Origin of the sequence: Pseudomonas sp. zfem001 (assembly GCF_032621725.1) — a bacterium.
Taxonomy (GTDB): Bacteria; Pseudomonadota; Gammaproteobacteria; order Pseudomonadales; family Pseudomonadaceae; genus Aquipseudomonas; species Aquipseudomonas sediminis.
The window spans coordinates 1,199,267-1,216,417 of sequence record NZ_JAVYJI010000001.1 but is presented as its reverse complement, the minus strand read 5'-3'; the positions used below and the strand labels follow the sequence as shown (position 1 = coordinate 1,216,417).

At 63.2% G+C, this 17,151-nt stretch carries 11 protein-coding genes; 2 read left to right on the top strand and 9 right to left on the bottom strand.

What is annotated here, in order from left to right:
• Position 1 precedes the first annotated feature (1 nt).
• The 4 genes from mscK to RTH74_RS05675 form a co-directional block, all read right to left on the bottom strand.
• Positions 2-3,352, bottom strand: coding sequence for a mechanosensitive channel MscK (gene mscK, locus RTH74_RS05690; protein WP_316914038.1), 3,351 nt, complete (start codon positions 3,350-3,352; stop codon positions 2-4).
• Between the two features lie 123 nt (positions 3,353-3,475).
• The gene (locus RTH74_RS05685; protein ID WP_099522771.1) at positions 3,476-5,221 is read right to left on the bottom strand and encodes a potassium/proton antiporter; all 1,746 of its coding nucleotides are present in this window, start codon (positions 5,219-5,221) and stop codon (positions 3,476-3,478) included.
• A 161-nt stretch (positions 5,222-5,382) separates the two neighbouring features.
• Positions 5,383-7,188: an acyl-CoA dehydrogenase gene (locus tag RTH74_RS05680; RefSeq protein WP_316914037.1), complete on the bottom strand. Its 1,806-nt coding sequence runs from the start codon at positions 7,186-7,188 to the stop codon at positions 5,383-5,385.
• 134 nt (positions 7,189-7,322) lie between these two features.
• Entirely contained in the window at positions 7,323-8,369 is a 1,047-nt protein-coding gene (locus RTH74_RS05675; RefSeq protein ID WP_316914036.1) for a nitronate monooxygenase, read from the bottom strand.
• Positions 8,370-8,491: 122 nt separating this feature from the next.
• On the opposite strand from RTH74_RS05675, the gene RTH74_RS05670 reads away from it, so the two are divergent.
• The gene (locus RTH74_RS05670) at positions 8,492-9,340 is read left to right on the top strand and encodes a 23S rRNA (adenine(2030)-N(6))-methyltransferase RlmJ (protein WP_106733767.1); all 849 of its coding nucleotides are present in this window, start codon (positions 8,492-8,494) and stop codon (positions 9,338-9,340) included.
• Positions 9,341-9,418: 78 nt separating this feature from the next.
• Here RTH74_RS05670 and RTH74_RS05665 read toward each other — a convergent pair whose 3' ends face one another.
• The 4 genes from RTH74_RS05665 to RTH74_RS05650 form a co-directional block, all read right to left on the bottom strand.
• A complete protein-coding gene (locus tag RTH74_RS05665) occupies positions 9,419-10,672 on the bottom strand; it encodes an HD domain-containing phosphohydrolase (protein ID WP_316914035.1) in 1,254 nt (417 codons plus the stop codon).
• A gap of 70 nt (positions 10,673-10,742) precedes the next feature.
• The gene (locus tag RTH74_RS05660) at positions 10,743-10,940 is read right to left on the bottom strand and encodes a putative motility protein (protein ID WP_061238377.1); all 198 of its coding nucleotides are present in this window, start codon (positions 10,938-10,940) and stop codon (positions 10,743-10,745) included.
• 16 nt (positions 10,941-10,956) lie between these two features.
• Entirely contained in the window at positions 10,957-11,610 is a 654-nt protein-coding gene (msrA, locus tag RTH74_RS05655) for a peptide-methionine (S)-S-oxide reductase MsrA (protein WP_296235686.1), read from the bottom strand.
• A 50-nt stretch (positions 11,611-11,660) separates the two neighbouring features.
• Entirely contained in the window at positions 11,661-14,381 is a 2,721-nt protein-coding gene (locus RTH74_RS05650; RefSeq protein WP_316914034.1) for an EAL domain-containing protein, read from the bottom strand.
• A 165-nt stretch (positions 14,382-14,546) separates the two neighbouring features.
• Here RTH74_RS05650 and RTH74_RS05645 point away from each other — a divergent pair, with 165 nt between their 5' ends.
• Entirely contained in the window at positions 14,547-15,053 is a 507-nt protein-coding gene (locus RTH74_RS05645; protein WP_316914033.1) for a hypothetical protein, read from the top strand.
• A 125-nt stretch (positions 15,054-15,178) separates the two neighbouring features.
• Here the strand turns inward: RTH74_RS05645 and aceF are convergent, their stop codons facing one another.
• Positions 15,179-17,140: a dihydrolipoyllysine-residue acetyltransferase gene (gene aceF / locus RTH74_RS05640; protein WP_316914032.1), complete on the bottom strand. Its 1,962-nt coding sequence runs from the start codon at positions 17,138-17,140 to the stop codon at positions 15,179-15,181.
• Positions 17,141-17,151 lie beyond the last annotated feature (11 nt).

The following is a 17,151-nucleotide window of genomic DNA, read 5'->3' as shown; positions in this document are numbered from 1 at the left end:
CTCAGGGCGCCGCGGGCGGCTTGGGTGGTTGCTGCAGGCTGGCTGCGCCGGCAGCTGCGGCCTTGGTCAGATCCTTTTGATCGAGTTTTTGCTCACCGTGTTCAAGGTTCTTCACATACACCTCGACCTGACGGAAGGCGATATTGATGCCGTTCTTCGGGAACTCGCGGTCGATGAAGCGGTTGATCTCGTCGGTGGCCGGGTTGCGGTCGCCGAGGTCGCGCACGTGGATGCGCAGCTCATGGTCCAGCGTGCTCTCGCCAAAGTTGAGGAAGTACACCAGCGGCGACGGCTCCTTGAGCACCCTGGGGTTTTCCTGCGCCGCTTGTAGCAGCAGCTTGCGCACCAGGTCGAGATCCGAGCCATAGCCCACGCCGACCTTGAGGGTGACGCGGGTGACCGTGTCGCTCAGCGACCAGTTGATCAATTGGCCGGTGATGAAGGTCTTGTTCGGAACGATGATTTCCTTGTGGTCGAAATCCGTAATGGTGGTAGCGCGGATACGAATCTTGCTCACCGTGCCGGACAGGTTGCCGATGGTCACGACGTCACCGATACGCACCGGGCGCTCGAACAGGATGATCAGGCCAGAAATGAAATTGGCGAAGATTTCCTGCAGGCCGAAACCCAGGCCGACCGACAATGCCGCCACCAGCCACTGCAGCTTGTCCCAGCTGACGCCGAGTGTCGACAGCGTGGTGACGATACCAATGGCCACCAGTGCATAGGACAGCAGGGTGGTGGTCGCATAGGCGCTGCCCTGTGCCAGACGCATGCGCGAGAGCACCAGTACCTCGAGCAGGCCCGGCAGGTTGCGCGCCAGGGCTACGGTGATAGCGACGATGATCAGCGCGCCGATCACGTCCATCAGGCTGATCGGCACCAGCGTTGCGTTGTCCCCGGTACCGCTGCTGTACTCGTAGAGATTGATCGTATCGAGGTAGGTGAAGACGCCGATCAGGTCGGCCCAGACCCAGTACAGGCAGAGCAGGAAACCGCCGAGCAGAGCCAGGCGAATCAGGCGCAGGGACTGCTGGTTGACCTGCTCGATATCGAGCGTCGGCTCCTCGATCACTGCCTCGCCTTCTGCGCCGTCCTTGGCCTGCGCCTGGCGTTTGGCCAGGGCACGCTGATAGGCTAGGCGTCGTGCTGCGACGCTCAGGCCGCGCACCAGCGTAGCCTCGACGATAAGCAGGATGATCAGTAGGTACAGGGTATCGATCAAGCGGTCGGTGAGCTTGAGCGCCGTGTAGTAATAGCCGAACGCAACCGCACCGATCAGCGCCAGCGGCAGCAGGTTGAACAGCACGCCGACACTGGTGCGCAAGGCGGAGGTGTTCTCGCGCAGCGGAGCGCTGAACAGCAGGTGGAACAGCAGCCAGGCCATCAGGGCGTAGCAGCTGAGGACCACGGCGATGCCGATGACGTCGTTGGCCAGGCTCGCTGGCTGGTGTTCGGCAATGCTCACTACGGCCACCAGCGCCATCACCACCAGGCCCAGGCGACGCAGGTGCTGACGGAAGAAGGCGACGTTGGCCGGTGGCCAATGGAAGTGCATGATGGCTACGCCATCCGGAGACAGAATCCGGTGAAGGGTGTAGAACACCAGCCAGGCTTCTGCCATCTCGTAGAGTGCAGCGCCCAAGTAGAGGTTCTGCCCGCGGGCATCATGCAGCAGGGCATAGCCGCAAAGCGCCAGGAATAAAGTAACCGGCAGCGCGAGGATGACGTTTAGCCCCAGCGCCATTGGTGTATGCAGCTGGCTGTCATGCTTGTAATGGCCGATGTCGCCATGCAGCGCGCTGAGCTTGTCGAACAGATACTGGCGTCGCCAGAGGATCAGCGCGCAGAGCAGAATCAGCGGCAGAAATACAAGGGGGCGTTCGATCAGTCCGGCCCCCAGTTCACTGATGGCCATACCCCAGGGCATGTCGGCCAGTTGCTGCTTGAGGTAGCGAGGCGCTGACTTGAGCCACTCGAGATCCAGGGGTTTGTTACTGGGAATCCAGAACATCTGCTCATCGATAGTCGCGCGCAGGCTACTGGCGGTGCTTTGCAGCTCCTTTTGATTGAGCTGCAGGGTGATCGATTCATTGAGCAGCGCATTCAGCGAGCGATTGAGGCGGTCGAGTAATTCACGCCGGGTGTTGAGCTGCTCGCGCAGTGCACTGCGCAGTTCCGGGGTGACCTCCTCGCTCGGCTGACCGCTGAGCAGGTTGTCCACATAGCGGGCAGGGTCGCTGATTTCTTCGCGCTGCTTGTTCAGCTCGAACTGATAGAGGCGAATGTCGGCGATCTCGTCGGCCAGTGAGCCGTCTTCGAGCTTCAGTTTCGGTAGGGCCTGTTTCTGCTGGTAGAGAATCTTCGAAAGCAGCAGACTGCCTTGCAGCACCCGAATCTGCTCATCCAGTGCCTGATCAGCCTGAGCCAGGTTGTCCAACTGCTGACGTGTTTGCAGGTTCTGCTCGGTCAGGCTATTGAGGCGGTCGGTTGCGCGTAGTAGGTAGTCGGAGAGCTTTAGGTTGAGGGTACTCTCCTTGGCCAGCAGCTTGTCCGAACTGGCGCGTTCAGCTTCCAGGGACTGCTCGGCCACGGTCTGCTCCGACTCGGCGCGGCGTCGATCATTGATCAGGCTCTGCAGTGCCTGACGCTCCTGTTCGGCGCGGTTGATGCGTTCCTCAAGCAGGGCGCGTTGGGCGCCTCCCAGGTCCTGCAGCAGGCTGTTGCCTGCCAGCTCCTGACGCCGTACTTGCGTCTGCGCTGCGAGTAATGCCAACTCAGCATTGAACTGGTCACGGCGCTCCGGGCTCAGGAGCTTGCCGTCATAGCGGCCAGTCTTGAGCGCATCATTGATGATCTGGCTACGCGCCTGATTCTGGCTGATCTCGGCTTGCGCACGCTCGGGGCGTGTCTGTGCAGTGATGACCAGGCTGTTGGCTTCGATGATTGCCTTGTTCCACTCGGTGAGCTGGGTGGAACGGTCGGTGAGCAGTTGTTCCAGTTGAGATAGGCTGGTGCGCGTGTGACGCTCGGCGATCGGTACTTCCGGGCTGGACTTGAGTCGGCTCAGCTCGCGCTGGGCCTCGTTGATCAGGCGCGGCGCTTCATCCAGTTGCTTGCGCAAATCGCTGAGACGCTGATCAGCGCTCTGGCGGTCCTGCAGCATGCGCAAGGTCTGCTCAAGGGTCTGTTTCAGTGCCAGTTGTTCTGCTTCCGGCAGCTTGCGGTCTGCCAGACCGTCAAGACTCTGCTGCACACTTTCGGCTTTTGGTGGCTCCTCGGCAAATACCTGCGCGGCACCGAGACACAGGGTTAACACAACGGCAGTGAGGGAGAGGCGCAACAGATGCATGGTCGATTGATCTACTGAGTGAGCGGTGGCGATTAAAATACCGGAGGCGCAACGCACGCGCGGGCCTTGAGGCCCGCGCGTGAAACTGATGCTAGCAGAGTATCAGCAGGTAGTTTTAGCCTGCTAGAAGTGCAGCCCTGGGCCAGGGCGTGTGCCCTCGGGGAATCTGACGCCGACTTTGCGCACCTTGTTCCCTTCCATGGCGGCAACCGTCCAGGTCAGGCCCTGCCACTCCACCTGGTCGCCGACTACCGGCTCGCCGCCGATTTCGTGGGCGATGAAGCGGCCCAACGGCTGATTGCCCTCCAGTTCGTCGAGCTTCAGGCCGTAGAGTGCGGCGACTGCGCTTAGCTCGGCGTCGCCCTCCAGCACGAAATCACCGAAAAAGCGCAGATCCTGGCCTCGTTTCGGCGCCTGGCTGAACAGCTTGCCGAGGGCAGGCAGGTCGTGTTCGTGACCGATCACGCAGAGCAGATCACCTGCTTGCAGACGCGTACTACCCGACGGGTGGAGCAGCTCGCGGCCCCGGAACAGTGCGGCGATACGGGTGCCTTCTGGCATGTTCAGCTCACGCAGGGCGGCGCCGATGCACCATTTTTCTGCACCCAGGCGATAGACGAACAGCTCCCACTGGCTGGTCGGGTGCACTTCCAGGCCGGCGCGTGACACCGGTGCGGGCTCTGGCGGTACGGTCACGCGCATCAGCTTGGCGGCCAGTGGCAGGCTGGTGCCTTGCAGCAGCAAAGAGATGATCACGATGAAGAACGCCACGTTGAAGAACAGCTGCGCGTTGGGCAGACCGGCCATCAGCGGGAACACCGCGAGGATGATGGGCACGGCGCCACGCAGGCCAACCCAGGCGATGAAGATCCGCTCGCGGTCGTGGAAGGCACGAAACGGCAGCAGGCCGAGGAAGATCGACAGGGGGCGCGCGAAGAGAATCATCCACAGTGCCAGAGCCAGTGCCGGCAGAGCGATGGGCAGCAGCTCGTGCGGGGTGACCAGCAAGCCGAGAACCAGGAACATGCCGATCTGCGCGAGCCAGGTCAGGCCGTCTAGCATATGCAGGATGCCGTGGCGCGAACGGATTGGCCGGTTGCCCAGCAGCAGGCCGCACAGGTAGATGGCCAGGATGCCGCTGCCGCCTACGGCAGTGGTGATAGCGAAGATGATCAGGCCGCCGCTGACCACCAGCAGCGGATAAAGGCCGGTGGCCAGTTCCATGCGGTTGATCAATTTGAGCAGCAGCCAGCCGCCGCCCAAGCCCAGCAGGGCGCCGAGGCCAAACTGCTGCACCAATTGAATCGGCAGGTCCCAACTGAAGCCGGTTTGGCCGCTGGCGAGCATGGCGATCAGGGTAACGGTGAGGAATACCGCCATCGGGTCGTTGCTACCGGACTCGATTTCCAGTGTAGAGCTGACCCGCTCATTGAGGCCGCGTCCACCGAGCAGGGAGAATACTGCCGCCGCATCGGTGGAGCCGACGATGGCGCCGATCAGCAAGCCTTCCAGCAACGTCAGGTTGAACAGCCAGGTAGCCGCCAGGCCGGTAAGCCCGGCGGTGATCACCACACCCACCGTCGCCAATGACAGGGATGGCCACAAAGCCACGCGGAAACTGGAGACCCGGGTGCGCATGCCGCCGTCGAGCAGGATGATCGCCAGCGCCAGGTTACCGACCAGATAGGCGAGGGGATAATTGTTGAAGATGATGCCGCCGGGGCCGTCGGTGCCGGCAAGCATGCCGACGCCGAGGAAGATCACCAGGATGGGAATGCCAAAGCGCGACCCGAACGCGCTGACCAGGATGCTGGCTGCTACCAGCATTGCGCCGATCAAGAACAGATTATTGATGGCGCTGGCATCCAACTGCGCGTACTCCTGGCTGGGTCATCGGGGCGCCGCTATGCATGGCGCGTGCCAGGGATTCTAACCGTAGCCCTCGTACCTCTGTCAAAAAGGTTATTACATTTTTCTAACGCGCCCCTGGGCGCCCTGTTACTGGGCGCCTCGGAGGCCCTCAGGGAACCTCAGAACCAGGCGTCCTGCATGCCCAGGCAGGTGTCGTCGCGGGCCTCGAGAATACTCAGGTCGTGGTGGCAGCTCGGTACCTCCCAGGTCAGGAAGTAGCGCGCCGCCTGCAACTTGCCGCGATAGAAATCCTGCTCCTCGGCATTGTTGCTACTGGCCAGACCCTGCTCGGCACGAATCGCCTGTTCCAGCCAGCGCCAGCCGATCACCGTATGACCGAACACCTTCAGGTACAGCGCCGAGTTGGCCAGCCCCTGGTTGACCTTGCCGCTCATCAGATCGCCGAGCAGGGCCAGGGTCACCGCCTGCAGGCGCGCCAGCAGTTGTTCCAGCGGCTGGCGCAGGGCAGTGAGCGATTCATGCTCGCTGGCACGCTGGCAGCAGTCGTTGATCAGCTTGAGCAGTTGCTTGAGAGCGGCACCGCCGTTCTGCGAGACCTTGCGCCCGAGCAGGTCGAGCGACTGGATGCCATGGGTGCCTTCGTGGATCGGGTTGAGGCGGTTATCGCGGTAGTACTGCTCCACCGGGTATTCGCGGGTATAACCGTGGCCGCCGAGAATCTGGATCGCCAGTTCGTTGGCCTTGAGGCAGAACTCCGATGGCCAGGATTTGACGATGGGCGTGAGCAGGTCGAGCAGTTCCAGCGCGCGGCTGCGCTCTTCGGCGGTTTCCAGGGTGTGGGTGTCATCGAACAGCCGTGCGGCGTACAGACCGAGATCGAAGGCACCTTCGACGTAGGCTTTCTGCGTCAGCAGCATGCGCCGGACGTCGGCGTGCTCGACGATGGAAATCTGCGGGCTGCTCGGGTCCTTGCCGTCCGGCTGGCGGCCTTGCGGGCGGTTACGCGCGTAGTCCAGCGAATACAGGTAGCCGGCGTAGCCAAGCATGATTGCGCCCATGCCGACGCCAATGCGCGCCTCGTTCATCATCTGGAACATGTAGGACAGGCCCGCATGCGGTTTGCCCACCAGGTAGCCGACGCACTCGCCGTTGTCGCCGAAGTTCAGCGCCGTGGACGTGGTGCCGCGCCAGCCCATCTTGTGGAACAGGCCGGCCAGGGTCACGTCGTTGCGCGCGCCGAGGCTGCCGTCGTCGTTGACATGGAACTTGGGCACCAGGAACAAGCTGATGCCTTTAACCCCGGGCGGTGCATCCGGCAGCTTGGCCAGCACCATGTGCACGATGTTTTCGGAGATCGGCTGGTCGCCGCCGGAGATGAAGATCTTGTTGCCTTTGATCCGGTAGCTGCCGTCGGCGTGCGGTTCGGCCTTTGTGCGGATGTCCGACAGCGACGAGCCGGCGTGCGGCTCGGTCAGCGCCATGGTGCCGAAGAAGCGGCCGTCGATGATCGGCTGCAGGTAGCGGGATTTCTGCTCCTCGTTGCCGAAGGCCTCGATCAGGTTGGCCACGCCCATGGTCAGCATCGAGTAGGAGCTGGTGGCGATATTGGCCGACTGGAAATGCGCGAAGCAGGCCTGCGACAGCAGGTTGGGCAACTGCATGCCGCCATGCTCGAAGTCGCGGGTGGCGTTGAGGAAGCCCGCTTCATGAAAAGCACGCAGCGCCGGCTCGATCTCGGGGATCAGCACCGCGCCGCCGTCGACGTACTGCGGCTCGTGTTCGTCGTTCTTGCGGTTGTGCGGGGCGAACAGCTCTTCGGCAATGCCGCGCGCGGTGCTGATGGCCGCGTCGAAGGTCTCGCGGTTGTGATCGGTGAAGCGCGGACGCTGGGTCAGGGCTTCGGCGTCGAGCACTTCATAGAGTTCGAACGCCAGGTTGCGTGAGCTGAGCAGTGTCTCGGACATGGAACGGGCCTCCAGATGATCGTCCGAGTCTAGGCAGTCTGCCGCCTGACTGCCCAGCATCATCATTGGCCGTGATAAAGCGCTACATCGTCTCGCCAGTACCCGTCCCGTAGGAGCGGCTTCAGCCGCGAAACTCAACCTTTAGCGAAGCCTCGCGCCAGCTCGCGGGTCAGTTCGGCCGCCGGCATTGGCCGGAAGTTGGCGATATTCTGCCCGGCCCACAGCGGCGAAAAATCCCCGTTGCCCTGCGCCTCGGCTGTCGCCCTTAATGGAGCGATGGCGGCCGTGGCCAGTGGGAACGCTGGCGCCTGAGTACTGAGCGGCCCCAGCTCGCGCATCAGGCGATTGACGATACCGCGCGCGGGGCGACCGCTGAACAGGTTGGTCAGCGCCGTATGGCGCGCCGCCGGGCTCTGCAGGGCGGCGCGGTGGATGGCGCTGGTGTTGGCCTCGGGGCACAGCAGATAGGCGCTGCCGATCTGCACGCCGGCTGCGCCTAGTGCCATCGCCGCGGCCACGCCTCGTGCATCGCTGATGCCGCCGGCAGCTATCACTGGCAACGACAGGGCATCGACCAGTTGCGGCAGCAGGGCGAAGGTGCCGAGCTGGCGGCTAAGGTCGAAATCAAGAAAATGCCCACGATGGCCGCCAGCTTCCAGGCCCTGAGCGATCACCGCATCGACGCCCCGTTCCTGTAGCCACAGCGCTTCGTCCAGCGTGGTAGCGCTGGAGAGGATCTTCGCTCCGCTGCGGCGTACTCGCTCCAGCAGGTCAGGCTTCGGCAGGCCGAAGTGGAAGCTGACCACCGCAGGGCGGAACTCCTCCAGCAGTGCGGCCGCCTCATCGTTGAACGGCAGGCGGCCTGGCCCGCTGGCAATGCTCGCAGGGTTCACGCCCAGCTCGTCATAGTAGGGCGCCAGCGCTTCGCGCCAGCCAGCCTCGCGGGCCGCGTCCGGCTCGGGCGGCACATGGCTGAAGAAGTTGAGGTTGAACGGCCGCTCGGTCAGCTCGCGCATCGCCTGCAGTTCCTGGCGCAGGACGGCAGGCGTGAGCATCGCGCAGGGAATCGAGCCGAGGCCGCCGGCCTGGCACACGGCGGCGGCCAGGCGATGATCCTGCGAACCGGCCATCGGCGCCTGGATCAGGGGAAGTTCGCTACCGAGCAGCTTTTGCAGGGGCATGGCGGGGTTCTCGCTGTCCATGGAAGAGCGGGCAGACTAGGCCGTGAAGGTGCAGTGGAGCAAGCCACGATGCGAGTGGCCGGCGGCCTGTTAAACTGCGCGCCTGATTCGAGGACTGATCCATGAACTACCGCCACGCCTTCCATGCCGGCAACCACGCCGATGTACTCAAGCACCTGGTGCTGACTCGCCTGATCGGCCTGCTGTCGAAGAAAGAGGCACCCTTCGCCTACCTCGACAGCCACGCAGGACTCGGCCTTTACGATCTGCAAGGTGATCAGGCCAGCCGCACCGGCGAGTACCTGGAAGGCATCGGTCGTCTTTGGCAGGCCACGCAGTTACCGGATGCGGTGGAGGCCTACCTGGAGGTGGTGCGGGCGATGAACCTGGATGGCGAGCTGCGCTATTACCCTGGCTCGCCCGAACTGGCGAGGCTGCTTAGCCGTGAGCAGGATCACCTGCAACTCAACGAAAAACATCCCGAGGACGGCCGCCTGCTCAAGGACAACATGCGCGGCGACCGCCGCGTCGCTGTGCACCTGGGCGAAGGCTGGCACGTGCCTCGAGCGCTGATGCCGACCCGCGAAAAACGCGTGCTGCTGCTGATCGATCCGCCGTTCGAGAAGGCTGACGAGCTGCAGCGCTGTGTCGAGGCCTTGAACGAAGCGCACGGGCGCATGCGCCAGGCCATCGTCGCGATCTGGTACCCGATCAAGGATGAGCGTCAATTGGCGCGTTTCTATCGCGATCTGAGCAAGAGCGCCGCGCCCAAGCTGCTGCGTGCCGAGCTTTACGTGCACGCGCCGGACGATGCCACGCGCTTGAGTGGTTCAGGTCTGGTTATCAGCAACCCGCCATGGGGGCTGGAAGATGAGCTCAAGCAGCTGCTGCCCTGGCTGGCAGGCGCACTTGGCCAGAGCCAGGGCGGCTGGCGCCTGGACTGGCTGATCGAGGAAAAGTCGGCCGGTTGAGCGAGCGGGGCGGTGCGCATGGCGCACCCTACGGCTACGCAGCTGTAACCTGGAGACAAAGTCGTCGCTGACGGCTGCTCAACCCGGCTTGTGATTGGGCTCGATGTGGTAGCTCAGGTTGCGCCGCGGGCTGAGGTATTCCAGCACCTCCAGCGGTAGTTGCGAAGGGCGCAGGCTGCGGGCGATGGCGAGCTTCGGCTCCTGGGCGAGTTCCACGATCAATGCTTCCTGCTTGGGAATGTCGGCGTCGTAAATGATCAGCGTCGGTTTCAGTGCCTGAGTCGGGTTCATGCCCAGCACCAGCGCATAACGCTCATCGTCCAGTTGCACCAGGCTGCCCGGCGGGTAGATGCCCATCACGCGAACGAAGGCCTTGAGCATCACTTCGTCGAAGTGCTCGCGCTGCTGCTTGAACATCAGCGCCAGGGCCTCGTGCGGACTCAGCGCCTGGCGTGGGTCCAGCGGGTTGCACAGGCCGTCGAAGTGATTGGTGATGGCCACCAGGCGACTCAGGCGGCCGATCGCTGCTTCGCGCAGGCCACGCGGATAGCCGCTGCCGTCACAGTGCTCGTGATGTTCATGAATGATGCGCAGCACCTCGTCATCGAGCATCAGCTTTTGCCCCATGCGCAGGCCGAAATCGGTGTGCATATGCAGCAATTGCTGCTCCGGGCGGGTCAGTGGCTCGGGCTTGAGTAGCACCTTGCTCGGCACTTCCAGCTTGCCGATATCGTGCAGCAGCGCGCCGAGCCCGATGCTGTGGCAGGCCTCACTGTCGAGGCCGAGCTGGCGCCCGAGCAGCAGAGACAGCACGGTGACGTTGAGGGCGTGGAAGTAGCTGTCCTCGGCGGCCTTGCCGGTGATGCTGTGGAGTACGACGCCAGGAGCCCCGAGCAGCGTTTCGACCATTTCGCCGACGATGGCGCCGGCCTGCCGCATGGCATCTTCCGGGCGGCTGCGCAGGGTCTGGTTGAGCGTCTTGATGCGTTGGCTGGCTTCGATGAAGCGGCGGTCCACCTCGGCCAGACGGCTGCGCAAGTGGCGCAGCTTCTGTGCGCGCTCCTGACGCTCCTGGGTTTGCGGGTCGACGAGCGCTGCGATGGGAGCGGGCGCCGGTATGTCTGCGACGAGCTCCAGGGGCGGGCAGTCGCTGCGTGCCGGGTCATAGCGCAGTTGCTTCAGATTGAGGGCATGCAAGGCGCGAATCTGTGCCTCGTCCTTGATCTTGAAATTGCTGAAGGCGAAATCATGCTCCCACCAGCTCAGGTCCAGATGAACGTAGAGGCCGACGCAGAGCTGATCAGGCGTGATGGTGGGCAGAGTGGCGGGCATGCCGAGCTCGTCGAAAGATGGCTAATTGCCCGCAGTTTAGTCCGGCTGATGGCCTGACGGTATCAGTTGTTCAGGCCATCACGTCGATGCTGTTGCCCAGGTTGGGCGGATTGCTGGGGGCGCTGGCCGGTGCAGCCGACTGCACCAGCCCGGTGATGTTGGCTGCCTGCAGCTCCAGCGTCTTGCGCAGCAGCAGAAGCGACATCTGCGCGGAGATCTGCGCCGATGCCTGGCTCGATACCTGACTGGAAATGCTGCTCAGCTCCACGACCCGCTACCCGCGCTCAAGACTCAGGGGGTAGACATACGCCTGTTCCGCCAAGGCCGCAATAGCCGCCCGGATTCTTCGCCAGGTATTGCTGATGATAGGTCTCGGCGTAATAGAAGGTCGGCGCCTCGGCGATTTCCGTGGTGATGTGGCCCATTCCGGCCTTGTCCAGCTCGGCCTGGAAGCGTGCTTGGCTGGTTTTGGCAGCGCTCAGTTGCGCCTCGTCCTGGCAGTAGATCGCCGAGCGGTACTGGGTGCCTTGGTCGTTGCCCTGGCGCATGCCCTGGGTCGGGTTGTGCACTTCCCAGAACACCTTGAGCAGCGCTTCGAAGCTGGTTTGCTGCGGGTCGAACACGACCAGCACCACTTCGGTGTGTCCGGTCAGGCCGGAGCAGACCTCCTCGTAGGTGGGGTTGGGCGTGAGGCCGCCAGCATAGCCGACCGCCGTACTGAACACGCCCGGCTGCTGCCAGAAGCGGCGTTCTGCCCCCCAGAAACAGCCCAGACCGAATACCGCCTGCTGCAGGCCGGCAGGGAAGGGCGCCTTGATCGGATTGCCGTTGACATAGTGGGTGTCGGCCACCGGTAGCGGCTCGGCGCGACCGGGCAGCGCCTGCTCGGCAGTCGGCAGGACATTCTTGTTAACGAGAATCTGGGAACGCAGAACCATGGCGGTCTCCTCGAAATGGGTCAATGATGGACTACGCGCAACGCGGCGTATTACGTCCGTTGGTCGGCCTGGCGACTGGCGTCGGTCTGTGGTCGGCAGGGGTAGCGGCGCAGGCTGACGATCAGCTCGCGGCCGGAAATCGGTTTGTCGAACAGGTAGCCCTGGCCGACGTCGCATTGCTGGCGGCGCAGGAAAGCGAGCTGGGCGCCGGTCTCGATGCCTTCGGCCACGACCTTGAGCTTGAGGTTGTGGGCCATGGCGATCACCGCCGAGGTGATCTCCATGTCGTCCTGGTTGTCCGGGATGTCTTTGATGAAGCTGCGATCGATCTTGATCACGTCGATGGGGAATTTCTTCAGGTAGCTGAGCGACGAATAGCCCGTGCCGAAGTCGTCCATGGCCAGGGTCAGGCCCAGGCTCTTGAGACGACCCAGTTGGTGGCGGGTGTCGTCGGTGGCCTCCAGCAGCAGGCTTTCGGTGAGTTCCAGTTCCAGCAGCCTGGGGTCGAGCTGTTCTTCATGCAGGATGGCGGCGATGGAGCCGACCAGATCCGGGTCGGAGAACTGTTTGGGCGACAGATTGATCGCCACCTGCAGTTGACCCAGGCCAATGGCGGCGATCTGCTTGCTCATGCGGCAGGCCTGGCGCACCACCCACTTGCCGATGGGGATGATCAGGCCGGTTTCCTCGGCAACGCCGATGAACTGATCCGGGCGGATCATGCCCTTCTCCGGATGCTGCCAGCGCAGCAGCGCCTCCATGCCCAGCAATTGCCCGCTCTTGAGGCAGAGTTTGGGTTGGTAGAAGACTTCCAGCTCGTTCTGAGTCAACGCGCGGCGCAGGTTGTTCTCGACGAACAGCTTGTAGTTGGCCTCGGCGTTCAGCGCTTCGGTGAACAACTGCACCTGATGTTTACCGTTGGCCTTGGCTTTGTGCAGGGCGAGACCGGCGTGTTTCATCAGGGTCTGCGGGTCATCACCGTGTTCCGGGGCGATGGCCAAGCCCACAGAGCCGGTGATGCTGATCAACTGGTTATCGACGAACAGCGGCTTATCCAGGGTTTGCAGTACCTGATGAGCGACACGCAGGCCCGCGTCCTGATCGCAACCGTCGAGCAGGATGGCGAATTCATTGCTGGCGAAGCGTGCCAGGGTGCCCTTGGCGCCAAGACTGTTGCGCAGGCGCCGAGCTAGGGCCGAGAGCAGCTTGTCGCCGGTCTGGTGGCCGAGGCTGTCGTTGATCCGCTTGAAGTTGTCGATGTCCACCAGCAGCAGTCCGAGCGACTGAACATTGCGGGCGAAGCGCTCTTCAAGGCTGCGGATGAACGACGGGCGATTGCCCAGGTTGGTCAGGTTATCGGTATAGGCCAGGCGTTCGATGCGCTGCTGCGCCAGCTTGGCCTCGGTAATGTCTTCGTAGATGCCGATGTAGTGGGTCAGTTCGCCATCGTCGCCATACACCTTTGAGATCGACAGATGGCCCCAGTACGGCTCCTGATTCTTGCGCCGACTGCGGAATTCGCCTTGCCAGCTGCTGTGTTCGGCCAGGCTGGACTGGGCGTCGAACAACAGGTCGCTAAGGTTGGCCATGGCCGGTAGCTCGGACAGGCGGTGACCGCAGACTTCGTCGCTGCTGTAGAGGGTGATGGCGGTGAAGCTGGGGTTGACGTATTCCACCCGGCCGTCGCGGTCGACCAGAAGAAATGCGCTGGCGCTCTGCTCGACGGCGCGTTGGAACAGATACAGCGCGTGGGTGGCGGAGCGCTTCTCCTGATTGACCAACACCTGGGCGAACTGGTCGGCCAACTCGCCGGCGAAGGCAATCTCGTCGGCCTGCCAGAAACGTTTGGGGCCGATATGTTCGAGGCAGAGCACGCCCACCACTTCACCTTCGATGCGGATACTGGCATCCAGCATCGAGGTGATGCCCAGCGGTTGCAGGTAACCGGGGGCCAGCTCGCGGGTGCGCAGGTCATGCTGGGCATCGTGGGCGTCGATCGCTCTGCCGCTTTGCAGGGCCTCCAGGTAGTGCGGGAAATGATGCGCATCGATCGAGGGCAGCTGCTCGTGTCGGTTCAGGTCGCGGCGGTACAGCGACACCGAATCGAGGCTATTGCCGCCCAGATGCCAGATTCCGGCCCGGGCCACACCGTAAACCTCGCAGGCCGCCTGGGTGATGAGTTCGGCGGCTTCCTGGCGCGGATCGCTGGAGACATAGCGTTGGCGTGCCAGGCGCACGATCAGTTGCTGCTGGGTATGCGAGCGCGCCAGATGCTGCAGATGGTCGTTCTGGGTGCGCTGATATTGCTGCAGCGAGCTACGCAGCTGCTGATTCTGCGTGTGCAGCTCCTGTTCGGCAGGGGCGTAATGGTCGAGGCTTTCATCAACTACCAGCAGATAGCCGCGCAGCAACTGGCGGTTGCGCTGTTTGAAGGGTTCGCCCATCTCCAGCAGGGTCAGCGCACCGTGCGGTGTGTGCAGGGTGTAGCGCACCAGATAATGCGGGCCTTGCAGTAGTTGCTGCTGGATGGCGTCGTGCAGACGGTAGCGCGCCTCGGGCTCCATCAGACTGGCGTAGGGGGCATCCACCAGCGCGCAGAGATCGCTGGCACTAATACCCAGCCGGCGTTCACAGGCCGGGTCGAGAAACAGCAGGGCCCAGCTCGGCTCGTTCAAGCGCTCGAAACGCAACATGCCGAGCCGCGAGGGCACTGGCAACTGCGTCACAACCTCGGCTGCCGAGCGTGTGCTGGCATCGGGATGGCTTTTCATTGGGCGTTGGGCTTCCAGTATGCTGACCAGGCGAGGCATCCGTTCTCGGTACAAGGCCGCTGCGTCAGAAGGCGCATTGGCGTGGACGGAGGCTAGGGCTCAGGCCTACTTCACTATAGCGTTCGGCAAGGGTGCATCATGCAAGCGAGACTGACAAGAAAACTCATGGCCATGGTGCTTGGCGGAGCACTTTTTACGGCCATACCCGCGGTTGCCGGCGCCGAGGACGCGGCGATATTGCGGGGCGACGAGCAGGCGGCTTATCTGGACGGGCTCAAGCGTCTTTATCTGGCCGATAACGAGCGCAATGCGTTGCTCGCGCACAGCAACGCATTGCTGGAAACCTACGCCCTGCGCGCTGGCTATCAGGTTGGCCAGGCGCAACGGCAGGATCTGCTGTACCGCTTCAACGTGGGTAATGCCGGTGAGCTTGTTCTGCGTGAGGAGAGTCGTAGTGCACAGGGCACCGCCATCTCAGTGCGCAATCAGCGTGTTCCGGTATTCGGTATCGATCCGTTCATCCGCTACGAATGTCCGACCGGTGGTATCCGTTGCGTGTTGTTCAACCCGGCCGACGGCAGCCCGTTGCTGAGCATTGTGCGTGATCACCAGGGCGCCGGAGAGTTGGCCAAGGCGCTGAGCTTTCTGATTCGCAACGTGCAGAAGGGCTGAACAAGAGCGCGCAGCAGCTCTCGGTGTCCTCGTCGTGAGCGGACGTTTCAGGCAGAAGACAGGCAAAAAAAACCCCGCCTAAGCAGACGGGGTTGAGGATGCGAGCGTGGCGTGCTCGAAACGATTTACAGCAGGATGGTGCGGATATCGGCCAGCAGCTGCGATAGACGCTGAGTGAAGCGTGCGGCGGCCGCGCCGTTGATCACCCGGTGGTCGTAGGACAGCGACAGCGGCAGCATCAGCTTGGGCTGGAAGGCCTTGCCATCCCAGACCGGCTGGATGGTGGCTTTGCTGACACCGAGAATCGCCACTTCCGGCGCATTGACGATCGGCGTGAAGCCGGTGCCGCCAATGTGGCCGAGACTGGAGATGGTGAAGCAAGCGCCCTGCATGTCGTCAGCCGACAGTTTCTTGCTGCGCGCTTTCTCCGCCAGAGCGGCTGCCTCAGCCGCAAGCTGCAGCAGACTCTTCTGATCGACGTTCTTGATCACCGGCACCAGCAGGCCGTCCGGCGTATCGACGGCGAAGCCGACATGCACGTACTTCTTGCGGATGATCGCCTTGCCGCTCGGGGCCAGCGAACTGTTGAAGTCCGGCAGTTCCTTGAGCAGGTGAGCGCAGGCCTTGAGCAGCAGCGGCAGCACGGTCAGCTTGACGCCAGCCTTCTCGGCCACGGCCTTCTGCGCGACGCGGAAGGCTTCCAGGTCGGTGATGTCGGCTGAGTCGAACTGGGTCACGTGTGGCACGTTGAGCCAGCTGCGGTGCAGGTTGGCAGCGCCGACCTGCATCAGGCGGGTCATCGCCACCTCTTCGATTTCGCCGAACTTGCTGAAGTCCACGGTCGGGATCGGCGGGATGCCGGCGCCGCCAGTGGCAGCGGCTGCAGTCGCCTGCGGTGCGGCCTTGGCCTTGTGCATCATCGCCTTGACGTACACCTGCACGTCTTCCTTGAGGATACGACCTTTCGGGCCGGTGCCGGCGATATCCGCCAGTTCCACGCCGAAATCACGGGCCAGCTGACGCACGGCAGGGCCGGCATGCACCTTGGCACCATCGCGCTTGGGCGCGTTGGCGACTTCGGCAGCCGCAGCCGACAGTGAGGCTATGGCGCGTACTTCAGCAGCCACTTCCGGTGCGGCACCTTCCGGTACGCGGTGCACTTGCTGACTGGCTTGCGCCGGCGCGGCACCTGCTACCTTGAGCTTGAGAATCAGATCACCGGTGCTGACTTCGGCGTCCAGCTTGACCAGCACTTCTTCCACCACGCCGGCAGCCGGCGAGGGGATTTCCATGGAGGCCTTGTCGGACTCGAGGGTGATCAGCGACTGGTCGGCTTCGATGGTGTCACCGGCCTTGACCATGACTTCGATGACCTTGACCTTGCCGTCGGTGCCGATATCGGGCACGTGCACGTCCTGCACCGAAGCAGCAGCCGGGGCTGCGGCAGCAGGAGCAGGTGCGGCGGATGGCGCAGCAGCGGGTGCAGCCGCTTGAGCCGGTGCAGCGCTGGCGGTTGCACCACCGGCGGTACGCAGTTTGAGGATCAGGTCGCCGGTGCCGACTTCGGCGTCCAGTTTGACCAGCACTTCCTCCACCACGCCGGCAGCCGGCGAGGGGATTTCCATGGAGGCCTTGTCGGACTCCAGGGTAATCAGCGACTGGTCGGCTTCGATGGTGTCACCCACCTTGACCATGACTTCGATGACCTTGACCTTGCCGTCGGTACCGATATCCGGCACGTGCACATCCTGCACGCTGCTGGTCGCGGCAGCGGCAGGAGCCGCCGCCGGAGCGGCTGCTTTCGGCGCTTCGGCAGGTGCGGCTTCGGCTTTCGGCGCAGGCGCCGCTTCCGCGGCTCCTTCGACTTCCAGGACCAGCAGCTCGTCGCCTTCTTTCAGGCGGTCACCGATCTTGACCTTGATTTCCTTGATCACGCCGGCTTTGGGCGAGGGTACTTCCATGGAGGCCTTGTCGGACTCCAGGGTCAGTACGCTCTGGTCGGCTTCGACACGGTCGCCGACCTTCACCAGCAGTTCAATCACCTCGCCTTCACCGCCGAGGTCGGGTACGCGAATCAATTCACTCATCGCTACGCTCC